Origin of the sequence: Burkholderia sp. S171, from assembly GCF_009766085.1 — a bacterium.
GTDB lineage: Bacteria > Pseudomonadota > Gammaproteobacteria > Burkholderiales > Burkholderiaceae > Caballeronia.
Genome location: NZ_LMUF01000056.1, coordinates 1 through 12772, shown reverse-complemented (window position 1 = coordinate 12772; position 12772 = coordinate 1). Strand labels below are relative to the sequence as shown.

Annotated in this window: 9 protein-coding genes; 6 read left to right on the top strand and 3 right to left on the bottom strand. The window is 61.8% G+C overall.

What is annotated here, in order from left to right; genetic code table 11:
- On the top strand, positions 1–1527 hold a 1527-nt coding region (locus tag GSQ93_RS38575), incomplete at its 5' end, for a hypothetical protein (protein ID WP_174254706.1).
- Between the two features lie 1278 nt (positions 1528–2805).
- Here GSQ93_RS38575 and GSQ93_RS31890 read toward each other — a convergent pair.
- Positions 2806–3192 (bottom strand): hypothetical protein, encoded by a 387-nt coding sequence (locus GSQ93_RS31890; protein WP_158939934.1) that lies wholly within the window; start codon positions 3190–3192, stop codon positions 2806–2808.
- A gap of 318 nt (positions 3193–3510) precedes the next feature.
- Here GSQ93_RS31890 and GSQ93_RS31885 point away from each other — a divergent pair, with 318 nt between their 5' ends.
- Positions 3511–4308, top strand: coding sequence for a DUF2242 domain-containing protein (locus GSQ93_RS31885; protein ID WP_158939933.1), 798 nt, complete (start codon positions 3511–3513; stop codon positions 4306–4308).
- A gap of 59 nt (positions 4309–4367) precedes the next feature.
- Here the strand turns inward: GSQ93_RS31885 and GSQ93_RS31880 are convergent, their stop codons facing one another.
- Positions 4368–6482, bottom strand: a complete 2115-nt coding sequence (locus GSQ93_RS31880; RefSeq protein WP_158939932.1) for a D-(-)-3-hydroxybutyrate oligomer hydrolase — start codon at positions 6480–6482, stop codon at positions 4368–4370.
- A 228-nt stretch (positions 6483–6710) separates the two neighbouring features.
- Positions 6711–7070 carry a BON domain-containing protein gene (locus GSQ93_RS31875; protein ID WP_158939931.1) on the bottom strand — a complete coding sequence of 120 codons (360 nt, stop codon included), beginning with the start codon at positions 7068–7070 and terminating at the stop codon, positions 6711–6713.
- 820 nt (positions 7071–7890) lie between these two features.
- Between GSQ93_RS31875 and GSQ93_RS31870 the strand changes: the two genes are divergently transcribed.
- The 4 genes from GSQ93_RS31870 to GSQ93_RS31855 all read left to right on the top strand — a co-directional run bounded on the left by GSQ93_RS31870 (position 7891) and on the right by GSQ93_RS31855 (position 12618).
- Positions 7891–9258 (top strand): TAXI family TRAP transporter solute-binding subunit, encoded by a 1368-nt coding sequence (locus GSQ93_RS31870; RefSeq protein WP_254074179.1) that lies wholly within the window; start codon positions 7891–7893, stop codon positions 9256–9258.
- Between the two features lie 71 nt (positions 9259–9329).
- A complete protein-coding gene (locus GSQ93_RS31865; protein WP_158939929.1) occupies positions 9330–9980 on the top strand; it encodes a 2-hydroxychromene-2-carboxylate isomerase in 651 nt (216 codons plus the stop codon).
- 241 nt (positions 9981–10221) lie between these two features.
- The gene (locus tag GSQ93_RS31860) at positions 10222–11199 is read left to right on the top strand and encodes a LysR family transcriptional regulator (RefSeq protein WP_158939928.1); all 978 of its coding nucleotides are present in this window, start codon (positions 10222–10224) and stop codon (positions 11197–11199) included.
- 204 nt (positions 11200–11403) lie between these two features.
- Positions 11404–12618 carry an MFS transporter gene (locus GSQ93_RS31855; RefSeq protein WP_158939927.1) on the top strand — a complete coding sequence of 405 codons (1215 nt, stop codon included), beginning with the start codon at positions 11404–11406 and terminating at the stop codon, positions 12616–12618.
- Positions 12619–12772 lie beyond the last annotated feature (154 nt).

The following is a 12772-nucleotide window of genomic DNA, read 5'->3' as shown; positions in this document are numbered from 1 at the left end:
ACGGCAGCAGCGGGAACGGCAGCAGCGGGAACGGCAGCAGCGGGAGCGGCAGCACGGGTGGTGATACGGGAAGCGGCGCGGGGCATGGCCATGGCCATGGCGACGGGCATGGTGATGGTCACGGCGACGGGCACGGCGATGGCCACGGCGACGGGCATGGTGATGGCCATGGCGACGGGCATGGTGATGGCCACGGCGACGGGCATGGCGATGGCCACGGCGACGGGCAAGGTGCTGGTCACGGCGATGGCCATGGCGACGGGCATGGCGATGGCCACGGCGACGGGCATGGCAATGGTCAAGGTACTGGCCACGGCGACGGGCATGGTGATGGTCAAGGCGCTGGGCACGGCGATGGTCACGGTGACGGGCATGGTGATGGCCACGGCGACGGGCATGGCACCGGTCACGGCGATGGGCATGGTGATGGTCAAGGCGCTGGGCACGGCGATGGTCACGGCGACGGGCATGGCGATGGCCACGGCGACGGGCATGGCACCGGTCACGGCGATGGTCAAGGTGCTGGTCGCGGCGACGGTCATGGTGACGGCCAAGGCGCTGGTCGCGGTGACGGGCATGGCGACGGTCAAGGCGCTGGCCACGGCGACGGTCATAGCGGTGGCCAAGGCTCTGGCCATGGCGACGGTCACGGCGATGGTCATAGCAGCGGTCAAGGCACTGGCGATGGCCACGGCGCTGGTCGTGGCGACGGTCAAGGCGCTGGGCACGGGGACGGCCATAGCGGTGGTCAAGGCGCTGGTCATGGCGATGGCCACGGTGAAGGTCATGGCAACAATGGTGGACCCGGTAGCGGATCCTCAGGCCATGGTTCGAACGGCGGTGACGGTGCGGGTGGCCGCGGCGGCGCAAGCAATGGCGGTCACGGCGGCGGCAACGGCGGCGGTCACAGCGGCGGCAACGGCGGCGGTCACAGCGGCGGCAACGGCGGCGGCAATGGCGGCAATGGCAGCGGCGGTGGCAACGGCAACGGCAACGGCGGCGGCAATGGCAGCGGTGGCAGCGGCGGTGGCAACGGCAGCGGTGGCGGCAGCGGCAGCGGCAGCGGCAGTGCCAGTGGCAACGGCGGTGGTCACGGCGGTGGTCACAGCGGCAGCAACGGCGGCGGTGGCAGCGGTGGCAACGGCGGCAGTGCCGGTGGCAACGGCGGCGGTCACGGCGGCGGCCACGGCGGTGGTGGTAGCGGCGGCGGCGGCGGTGGCGGTGGCGGTGGCGGTGGCGGTGGCGGCAATCACTGAAGTAAACAACGCTTTTGCGCGAAACGAGTGGACACGGCGACAACTACCGCTGTGTCCTCCCGGACCACGCTACGTTGCGACCAAGCGGCCGGTCGACCAGCATCGCGATTGCGTTATTTCGCAGGTGCTCGTCGACGGAAAATATTCACCACGGTGCGCGTCGCCGCAAGGCACGTGCACCGCTTGTTTGTCCCGCTGCCAAGTATCCTGCGACGCTATAGCAAGGCGTATCCCAGGCCACGGATCTCGACTTCGGGCGTTACCACGCTAGAGCGTTTGAGTCTCGCCGCTACGCCCGTTCCAGGCATATGCGCATCGATCAGAATAAACGATGCCCTGTTTAGATCGCATGCAGTGCTCGCACATATGCATCCGTCACACGAGCGTCTCAGGCACAACCTCCCAGCACGCGACGCAGCGCTGAGACGGGTTTGCTTAGCGCGTGTTGACACATGCAGTCGCGTACCGTCGCCTACCGCTCTGCTTTGTGCGCGAACTTGTTTTGCGCCATGCTCAAACCGACCGACAGAATTTCGCGATCCAACCCGGCCTTTTGCTTGACCATACGACCGGGCTTGTCGTGCGTTCGCTTTGCCAAGTAGCTCCTATTCGGAGTCCGTAGTTCTTAGTCGCGATGACAGCGCAAGACTGCACCAATAATCGTTATTTTCTATGCAGAAGCGGCGCAGCGCAGGTTGCGGATACGCTCATGCAGCTTCGCTACTAGCGCGCAACGGCTATGGCGAACGGACCCGTGCCTTTTCGTCGCCTGCTGACGCTGCAGAGGGCGTCTCGTTGCGCACGAATCATGGATTCGTCGATCGTAGCCCAGTCGTCGAATCCGAACTCGACACCGCGATGGTCGTCACCAGCGCGTGCGGGGGCGCAGCGATCCTTTATCTCGATTCGCAAAACACCATCACATAGCCATCCTAATCAAATATACAGTTAACCATAACGATAATACCGATGCCGATTCACCCACCTAGCTGTTTATCGATGTATCAAAAGCGACGAGCGAGCACATGTGGCCCAATAAGAGCCATGCTCTCAAACTCCTCCGTATATTGACGAATGCGGCGGGCGTCCCGTTTGTTCATCGCAATCCATTCTAGAAGCTCACTCCACTCGATCCTGCGCTGAATTCGTTCCCGGAAGACGCGCATTACTTGGCCGAGGGGACCGCCGGCACGCAACCCGAGCCAGACGTAGAATTTTGTTTAGCTCCGGCCTGTCTCTCCCAGCGTTCCTTCTGAACAGGAACACAAAGCAGGAGCCTAAAGCAGAAACACAAAACCGCGCGCGCGAGCGCCGCATTGCGATGACGCCGGGGAGACTTGTCGCGATGCACAAGCAACCACTGAAAGGAAAAACGACAGCGGATTCAGTTCGAAAAATGTCCGGCAAGGCTTGTGAGGTAAGCTATCTCGCCGTGGCGCGCCGGAGTATCGGAATATGTCAGGGAACCAGGCAATAAGCTGTGTCTGATCGAATGCACTTGTCTTGGTCTGCGCTGCCACCATTTTCCAATATTCGACCGATAAGGAGATTACTTGATGTTCAGCTTTTTCACGCACGCCGCATGCTTTTTCATCGGCGTGCTCATCGGCGTCTTCGTGTGCGCTTTATGCGTCGCGCGTGCCAGAACGCCGAGCGACGATAGGTAAGTCAGCGCCCCACAATTCAGCACGCGAACTTGGACGAAGCTGTAGTTGCAATAGGGAACAACGAGGGGACAGCTCGAAGGGTTAGAACACGGTAACGAAAAGCGGCTCACATCCAGGCGCACACCATGCACACAGCCACGCAAAACAAAAATGCCGCTACCAGAGTCAGGCGAACAATCGCACGCAGCAGCCAGCGCGATCAATAGCCTAAGCGCTAAAAACCATGCGCGTAAACCACCACTGGCCGCACGTGACCGCGTTTCCTCCATGAGTGCGCCGGGAATTGCTTCACATGTCCAATGATCGGTTCGACCGCCTGGCATCGCGGATTCCGGGCAAGGTTGCTTGCTCGACCTGATCACGAATCCTCGTGCTCCCGCCAAGAGCGCTTGAACGTCGATACTTCGGACAATTAGAGCAAGGGGAATCCGTCGGCGCTTTGACGCGCTTCGAAACGTTGGACAAGCGTTCTCGCGAGTGTGGCAGCGGCACGCGATGGCTCGGCAATTTCTTGCTTTTTACGTCGACACGCGCGGCGCACTACAATCTAGGCCGCCGAAGTCCTTCGTTTCATCCAGACGCCCGTCATGCAAAACCCGCTTGCCCGCTCAATTTCCCGTCTCTCGCTCGCTTGGCCCCTCCTCGCCCTCGTCGCGTGCGCCAGCAAGGACGCGCCCACGCCCAGCTATCAGGCGGAAATGTTCTCGACGGGCGCGAGCCCGTTCGCTCACAACTACGATGCCACCAGCCGCGAAACCTGCGAAGCCTCGCGCCGCGCTCTGCTGAGCCAGGGTTACGTGACGACCATGCCGCAACCCGATACTGTCGATGCCACCAAAAACTTCCAGCCGGCGGCCGATACGCATGTGGTGGTGTCGTTTCATGTGGTCTGCACGGCGGGCGAGAACGCGAGTAATACGAGCATTGCGTATGTGAACGCGGTGCAGGACGGCTATACGCTGAAGAAAAGCGATACCTCGGCCAGCGTGGGATTGAGCGTGCTCGGCTCGCTCTCGCTGCCGATCCGCTCGAACAGCGATTCGATGGTGAAAATCTCCAGCGAAACCGTGCCGGCAGGCAAGTTCTACGATCGTTTTTTTAGCCTGGTCGGGCATTATTTGAAGACGGTGCCCCGCAGTTCGCCCATCGCCGGCGAGAACGTCAGCAGCGAGGCGCTTGCGCCATCGCTGATCCTGAATTCACCGGAGCTCACGCCAACCCCTATCGTCGTGCAAACGCCGGCCGCAAGTTCTGCCGCTCGTGCAGAACTGAAAGCCGGTGCGGCGAGCGCTGTGTCAGCCGCCAGCCCCGGTGCCAGCGCCACGGCCGTGACGGCGGCTACTCCGGCTTCCGCGCCGATGGCCGCATCGGCGACCACGCCTTAAAGCACTGCAAAGCAAGGGCCGCCCGGTGCGTTATTGGGAGATCAAGACCGCCTTCACCTTCAATTCGGCACATTCACTCCGCCACCGCCGAACGTGATCGCATTCGCTCCAGGCGACGCCGAAATCGCCGGCAGATTGTTCATCGACAAAGCCGGCGCCGCCCCCGCCGTACCGCCCCGCGGCACCGTATGCACCACCTGCGACGGCGGCAAAGGCGCCCCGTTCTTCAAATGCGCCCACATCAGGTTCAGCGCCTGAAGGTTGTAGTACTGCAGCGGCACGAAGCGCGTATCGAAGCCCGCGACGCTCAGGAACGCATCGAAATGCTGGCCGTTCGTGATCTCGTAAAACGACAAATTGCTTGAATTGCCCTCGGCCAGCTTGTTCATCGCGGCGTAGGGGCGTGAGGCGTGGTTGATCGGCACGAGCGTATCCGAGCGCCCCTGCACGATGATCGCCGGCTTTCCGCGCAGATTTGCATTCACGCGGATCGCATTCACGCTCGCCGTCATCCTTGCATCGCCATTCGTCCACAAGCCACGCAGACAAAACGCGCCGGCGAAACTTGCGTCGGCGGTAGCGAATCGATGGTCCGCCGCGCCCGAATTTCCCGTGTTGTAGACGAGACTGATACCGTTGGTCGGCGGCACGCCATTGCCGTTGCCGAACACGGTCGGCATCGGCGATACCAACGGGCTGACGCCAGCCGCCCCCGTCACGGCATTAGTCATGCCGAAACTGAAGTTGCAGAGGTTATCGGCGACGCTCGACTGCGTGTACGCGTTGGCATACGTCACGGCAACCGCCGGCACGGCCTGCGAATCCCACATCGGCGCCTGCAGGAGGTCAGAGTCCGTCTGATATCCGGCCTGATGGAGCTGGGCGAGTGCAGCGGTGGCCTGGCTGGTCACGTCGCCTCCGCTTATCACGCCGTTCACGGCCAGCGACGCGCAGCGCGCCGCCCGGATCGACGCAGTCGTGGTCAGAGGCAACGCCGAGAGATACGGCGCGCCCGCTGCGGCCGGCGCCAGCGCTGCGCAAGGCTGCAGCAAGTTTGCAAGCGTCATGTAGTCGGCAAGCGGCCGGCCGAACGATGCCACCGGCACGCCGCCCTGCCTCACAGAAACCTGCGATGGCACGTTCAGGTTGATCTGCGGCTCACCCACGACGACCGCCGTGATCCAACCCTGCGTGTCCTGCTCGGCGGCCGCAAGCGACGCGCCGCCGCCATTGCTTACCGACGCCGCGATGGTCGTCACATCCCCGCGCTTATAGCGGATCTGATGCGAAGTGCCGTTGAGCGGACCGTAGGTATCGTTGAGCGCCCAGTACGCGAACTGGATCGCCTGGAGCGTATTCGTGCCCCAGTTTTTCTCCGGATTCTGCTGCGAGTGGGCGTGTTTGAACGCGTAGCGATTCGGGAATTGCGCGTTGAACGTAGCAAGATTGGTACTCCCGAGGTTCGCCGTGAACACGCTGGTCTTGCCGGCAGCCGCGGCGTTCAGCAACGTGCCGTCGATCAGCGTGATCGTGTTCGTCGCCAGTTCGTGCGCGCCGTTGCCGGTGCCTTTATCGGTGTAAGCGACCGCGCAGCCGCGTTTCAAGCCCCATTCCCCCGCCGCCGATATCGCCCCGTAGACGCCGCGCGACCCAGACGAAGTGGCCGTGACAATGCACGGCTGGTCGGGGTTGAAACTCGCCGGGATCTGCACGAGCAAACTCACGTTGAGCGTGCCGCTGCCGTCGTCGGCGAAAGCCAGATACTCCTTGCCGGCGATCATCCCTTCGCCAAGCGTATCGTTGCCGTTCAGGTCGACGTTCGGCCCCCAGAAGCGCCCATAACCGCCATTGGCGGACATATCCACAAGCGCACGATAGTTCGAGTAGATCGCGAGACGGCGCAAGTCAGCGGCGCTCGGTGCGGCTGGGTTGGAAATGCCAGGAGGCGTTGCCGATGCCAGCCCGTCCTTGCCCAGCCCCGCGGTCAGCAGATCATCGGTCGTGCCGTCGTAGGTTTGCGTGCGCACGCTGCCGGAGATGAAGTTCGGCAGCGCATTCGCCTGCGAACCATTGTTATTGTTATTGCCATTGCCGTCATCGTTGCCGTGACAGGCCGCGAGGCCGAACGCCACCATTGCCAGGGCAAGCGCCGCGGCACCCGGGAATCGTTTCATCGTCGCTCTCCAGCTCGTAGTTTTCATTCGGCGTACTTCTTTCGAAACACATCGCGAACTTAGCGCCTGCTCTCAACCAGGAAGCTTGAGCCCATGCCTGAGCCCCTAACGCATAACGGGTTCCGGTGCAAAGCACCGGAACCCGTTATTTAAACCACTGGACAAAACCGCGTCACACGCTGCAAAACCGCTGCAACGACGCGCCGCAGTCCAAGGCTTACAAAAATATCAGCCTCCGCCACCGTTCGGCTGACCCAGAGTAATCTTGTTCGATACAGAGGTCACGCCGCTCACGCCCTTCGCCACTTCCTCTGCCTTCGGAATCTGCGCGCCGTCCGGCACCGTACCCGTCAGCACGACTGCACCGCCGCGCGCGCGCACGAAGATGTTCGACACGTCGATACCTTGTGCCTTACTCAACGCACGCCGCACATCGAGGCCGAGCTTGCGGTTGACCTTCTTGGTGGTCTTGGCCGACATTGCTGCGTCCGGCGCGGCCATGGCATCACTTGATTGAGCATAAGCGCTCGACGCGACTGCGACGCACACCACGACGCTCAGCGCCTTCAACATATCGACTACTTTCATGACTTCTCCTTTTGTTTCGCTTTGGACTTCGCAAAGTGTTGCTCTTGTACTTCTTTGGACCGCATCAACCCAGCGGCTTGCTACGACATCTTGCGGTCTGACTGCACAAACGAAGACCCGACGATCAACGCACATACGATACAAACAGACCGGCGATGCTGGCGACACGGTGTTGCGAGAGACTGGCGAAAAAAAACAAATGCCCGGCCGTTCTTATACGGGTGTCATGACCGTTGGCTCAAGGACATAAGCTGCTGCACATCATGCGACGCGGCCGGTTCTGCTCGGAGCATTTCTCCGAATGCCGGTTTGGCGGCGCGGATGCTGGTTCTAAGGCGGCGAACGTCAATTTAATCCAGCCTTGCGAGAAGCGCAAAGCATTTAACACGATGAAGCGCGGACTCGACCGTACTTATCCCATATTGTCATACCGGCTTAGGGCCTGCCCGTGATCCAACGGCACGGATGATCATGTACCATCGGCGAAAATTGCAACAGCGCTCGGGCAATGCGCGGCCAATAAATGTAAAGACAGACGTTTCGACATTATTAGCACAGGCATATTTCACCGCTGCGACCGAGTAAAAAGGCTTAACGCGCAGGAGGTCGGTATTTTTAACCCTCTCCTATTGTTTAGTAGATGAAGTGAAGCGAGGGTTTTCCCTTTCTTCTTCGTGTTTATAAGATCCGCTGCTTTAACGATTTTGCGTCAACGCAGGTCCCCGCCCCACCGAACCCGACAATGACTCAAACTCCCGGCCAAGAACCTCCCGCTCAGGAACCGCTGAAAGAACCCCTGAAGAAACCTCGCACCCGGCGCATGCCTCCGACCATGGCGCGTTTCGTCGCGATCTCGTGGCGCGACCTCGCCATATCGTTCGGACCCATTTTGCTGATCAGCGCCGCCGCGATCTATCTCGCCGTGCGCCTGATCCAGCCCGCGCCGCCCAGTACGCTGACGATGTCGGCGGGAACCAAGGGCAGTTCGTTCTGGAACGACGCGCAGCAGTACAAAAGGATCCTCGCGCGCAACGGCGTCACGCTGAACGTGCTGGAGTCGCAGGGTTCGCTCGATAACCTGCAGAAGCTCGAAGATCCGAAACAAAACGTCGATGTCGGTTTCGTGCAGGGCGGCATGTCGGCGCCCGGTTCGCCGGACAAGCACGAAGATCTGGTCTCGCTCGGCAGCGTGGCGTATGTGCCACTGGCGGTGTTTTATCGTGGACCGGTGCTGACGAGGCTTTCGGAATTGAAAGGCAAGCGGCTCGCCATCAGCACCGAAGGCAGCGGCACGCGCGCGCTCGCGCTGGCGGTCCTGAAGGCGAATGGCATCGAGCCGGGCGGCGACACCGAATTGCTGCCGTTGAGCGGTGACGAGGCGGCCAAGGCGCTGACGGACGGCACGATTGACGCTGCCTTTCTCACGGGCGATTCCGCGCAGCCGCCGACCATGGGCAAGCTGTTTCGCACGCCCGGCATGCGTTTCTTCGATTTCTCCCAAGCCGATGCCTATGCGCGGCGCTTTCCGTACCTGAAGGTCATCGCCCTGCCAATGGGCGTCCTCGATCTGGCGAAGAACGTGCCGCCGCATCCTATCCATTTGATCGCGCCGACTGCCGAACTGATCGCCCGCGACGGCCTGCATCCGGCGCTGTCCGACTTGTTGATCGAAGCCGCGAAAGAGGTGCATGGACGCCCAAACCTGTTGCAGACAGCCAACGAATTTCCCGCGCCGCTCCAGCACGAGTTCCGGATCAGCGACGACGCCGAGCGCTACTACAAGTCGGGGAAAAGCTTCCTCTACCGGACGCTGCCGTTCTGGATCGCGAGCTTGGCGGATCGCGTGATCGTGCTGCTGGTGCCGATCATCGTGGTGCTGATTCCGGGTTTGCGGCTCGTGCCGGGGCTGTACCGCTGGCGGGTGAAATCGCGGATCTACAAGATCTACGGCGCGCTGATCGGCATTGAACGCGAGGCCATGAGCGACCCCGAACCGGCCCAGCGCGAGGCGCTGATCGAGCGGGTGGACGGAATCGAGAACACGGTCAACCAGATGAAAATGCCGCTCGCCTACGCCGACCAGTTCTATGTGCTGCGCGAGCATATCGGCTTTGTGCGGCAGCGGCTGACCATCGCGCAGGCCGCCGCACTCGACGCTCAAGGAGACAGCGTTCAGCACACCACGTAATATCGAAAGAAGAAACGACGGTAACCCGAATCACCGGGTTCCGCGACGAGCAACGCACCAGGGAGATTCATATGAGCGCCTCGCCTTCCATCGATCCGCGCCAGCCGTACTTTTTTTTCGATTTCAACTCGCCCTTTTCGTATCTGCTGCTCGAACAGCATGAAAAGTGGCCGAACATGCCGTTCGAGATTCTGCCCATCGACTATTTGCAGCTCCTCAAGCATTGGGGCCAGCCGATGCCCGGCACCATTCCACCGAAGCGCGTGTTTATGTATCGGTACGCGCTCTTTCGCGCCGAACAACTGGGTGTTCCGTTCAAAATGCCGCCGTCGCATCCCTTCGATTCCAGCAAGGCTTTGCGTCTCGCCGTGGCGTCGGGCGGGGAAATCGGCTGTATCCGCGAGATTTTCCGGTTCATCTGGAAGCAAGGCCGCGATCCGTCGACTGAACAGGGATTCGACGATCTGTGCCGCCATGTGGGCCTGCCCGACGGCGCGAAAATGATCGAACTCGAGGACGTCAAGGCGACGTTGCGGGCGAATGTCGAGCGCGCGGTGGAACTCGGCGTGTTCGGTGTGCCGACCTTCGTGGTGAACCAGCAATTGTTCTGGGGTGAAGACACGCTGCCGATGGTGCTGTACGTCGCGCGTTCGCCGAATTGGCTGGAGGCCGCGGAAGTGCAGCGAATCAGCAATTTGCCGCGGACCGCGCCGGCTGTGTAAGCGGCGCGCAGTGAGGTTTGGCGGGTTCGAACCGCGCTGGTTGGCGGTCGACCCCGATCGGGCCCTATCCCATTCATAGCATTCACGCTATGGCGTGAGCGTCCGGTCGGGCTTAACGTAGTACGTTCCCGATCGAGCGTGCACAAAGCCTGATCGACCCGCCACGAATTGCAACGCGAATTGCTGCGCGAATTACCACGCACCACAAAGCCCCCAAGGGTCCGCCCGAAAACCGCGCTCTATGACCGATCCGACTGATCCCGCCGATTACGCCAGTTCCGCCCCTGATTCCCTGGACATCTGGCTGATCCGCGTGCTGCAAACGCTGCTGACCGAGCGCAGCGTGACGCAGGCCGCGCTGCGCCTGGGACAGACGCAACCCGCCATCAGCACGGCGCTGCGTCGACTGCGCGAACTGCTGCGCGACCCTATTCTCGTGCGCGGCAAACAGGGGATGGTGCCGACAGAGTACGGCGCGTCGCTGCTGCCGGCTGTGCAGCGCACGTTGCGCGAGGTCGAGTTTGTCGCTACGCCGCATGGCGCCTTCGATCCCGCCACGTCACGGCGCACATTCCGGGTCGCCGCGCCCGATTACCTGAACGACTTTTTCATGCCGACGCTGATTCGCGCGTTCCGTGCGGCGGCTCCCAATGCGCGGCTGGAGATTGAGTCGCTGACGCCGACGCTCGATCACGAACGTGCACTCGATGAAGGCGATCTCGATGTAGTCGTCGGCAACTGGGAGAATCCCGAGCCGCGTTTTGCGCGCCATGATCTTTTCACCGACAGCTTCGTGTGCCTCATGCGCCGCGGCCATCCGTTGGCGCGCGAACCGCTGACATCGGCGCGCTATGCGCTCGCCGCGCATCTCGCGCCTACCACTTACAGCGGCGCGAAACGTCATCCGATCGATATAGGCCTGGAAGGCGCGGGCATCCGGCGACGCATTGTTGCGACCATTCCGTATTTCGGGCTCGTACCGCAAGTGCTGCTGCAATCCGACCTGATTTTCACCGCCACGCGACGCTTCGCGCTGCACTACGCCGCGCTGTTGCCGCTGGTGGTGATGGAGTCGCCGATCGAGTTTCCGCCTATCGAAAGTTATCTGATGTCCTTGCCCGAGGTGAGCCGTCCCACCGACCTGATCTGGTTGCAATCGCTGATGGGCGACGTCTCCCTGGAGTTGACCGGGCAGTCCGCAGGCGCAGAAAACCGGTAAGCGTTACCCGCATCTTTGCCCGATGCCGGCCGGTTGCGCGCCAGCCACACATTCTTCTTGCGCAGCACAAAACCCGCAAACCCTTCTCCGACAAGCCTCCACGCTATTCTGCGTATCCTGAAAAGACGTCCGGCGGGCAACGTTCGCGCCCAACCTATGGGACAATCACGCTTCTTCAGCGATATCAACCCCGCACTTACCCCAATGTCCACCGAAGCCCCGCTCTCCCGACGCGCCGATCTTGCCATTACCGGGCGGATCATCTCGGTCGTCACGTTCACGTTCATTTGTTATCTGACAATCGGTGTCCCGCTCGCGGTGCTGCCTGGTTTCGTGCATACGGATCTTGGCTACGGATCAGTGATGGCAGGCGTGGCAATCAGCGTCCAGTACTTCGCCACCCTCGCCTCGCGGCCGCTCGCCGGGCGCACGGCTGACACTATCGGACCGAAGCAGACTGTGCTGTACGGGCTGACCGCCTGTGCGATCAGTGGCGTGCTGCTGCTCAGCGCGGCGCTCGCGGCCCAATGGCATTCGATGAGCCTGGGGTTGCTGATCGTCGGCCGTCTGGTGTTGGGTTTCGGCGAAAGCTGGGTCGGAACCGGCGCGATTACATGGGGTATTGGACGGGTTGGCGCCGCCGGCAGCGGACGGGTGATCTCGTGGAACGGCATTGCCACGTATGGCGCGCTGGCTATCGGCGCTCCGCTGGGCGTGGCGATGGAACGCTCGCTCGGATTTGCGTCGCTGGGTGTATTCGTCATCGCGCTGGGCGGCCTTGGCTACTGGCTCGCCACACGCATGGCGGCGGTTCCGATCGTGCATGGCGAGCGGATGTCTTATCGCAGCGTGTTCTTTCGCGTGTTGCCGCATGGCATGGGACTCGCGCTGGGGTCCGCAGGATTTGGGTCGATCGCCACGTTCATCACGCTATTTTATGCCGCGCACAACTGGCCTGACGCAGCGCTTTCGCTGACCGTGTTCGGCACGATGTTCGTCGGCTCGCGGCTCTTGTTTGCCAACACCATCAAGGTTTTCGGCGGCTTTCGCGTGGCTATTGTGTCGTTTGCGTTCGAATGCGTCGGCTTGCTGATGCTCTGGCTTGCCGCCGATCCCGCCTTCGCGCTCGCGGGCGCCGCGTTGACCGGGTTTGGCTTCGCGTTGATCTTTCCGGCGCTCGGCGTGGAAGCGGTCGGGCTTGTGCCGCCGGCTAGCCGTGGCGCGGCGTTGTCGGCGTATTCGGTGTTTTTGGATTTGTCACTGGGCGTGACGGGGCCGCTGGCTGGGTATGTCGCCGGGGAGTTCGGGTTTAGCTCTGTGTATCTGTTCGCAGCGGTTGCGTCGGCGGCGGGGGTGGCGTTGACAGTCGCGATGTATATGCGCACAGGGCGCGGGGTGGGCGGGGCGGCTACGGCGTAGGGGCTGGGGTTGGTCGTTCGGGTTGGTGCCGGGTTGCTAGGTTTCAGGGTTAGCGGTTCGGGTCAATGCCGGGGTGCTGCTTTCGGCGTTAGTGGTCTGCGAGAGTCGGATTTTCTCTTTATCACTGTTAGCCACTGTGCGTGGCGGCACGTCA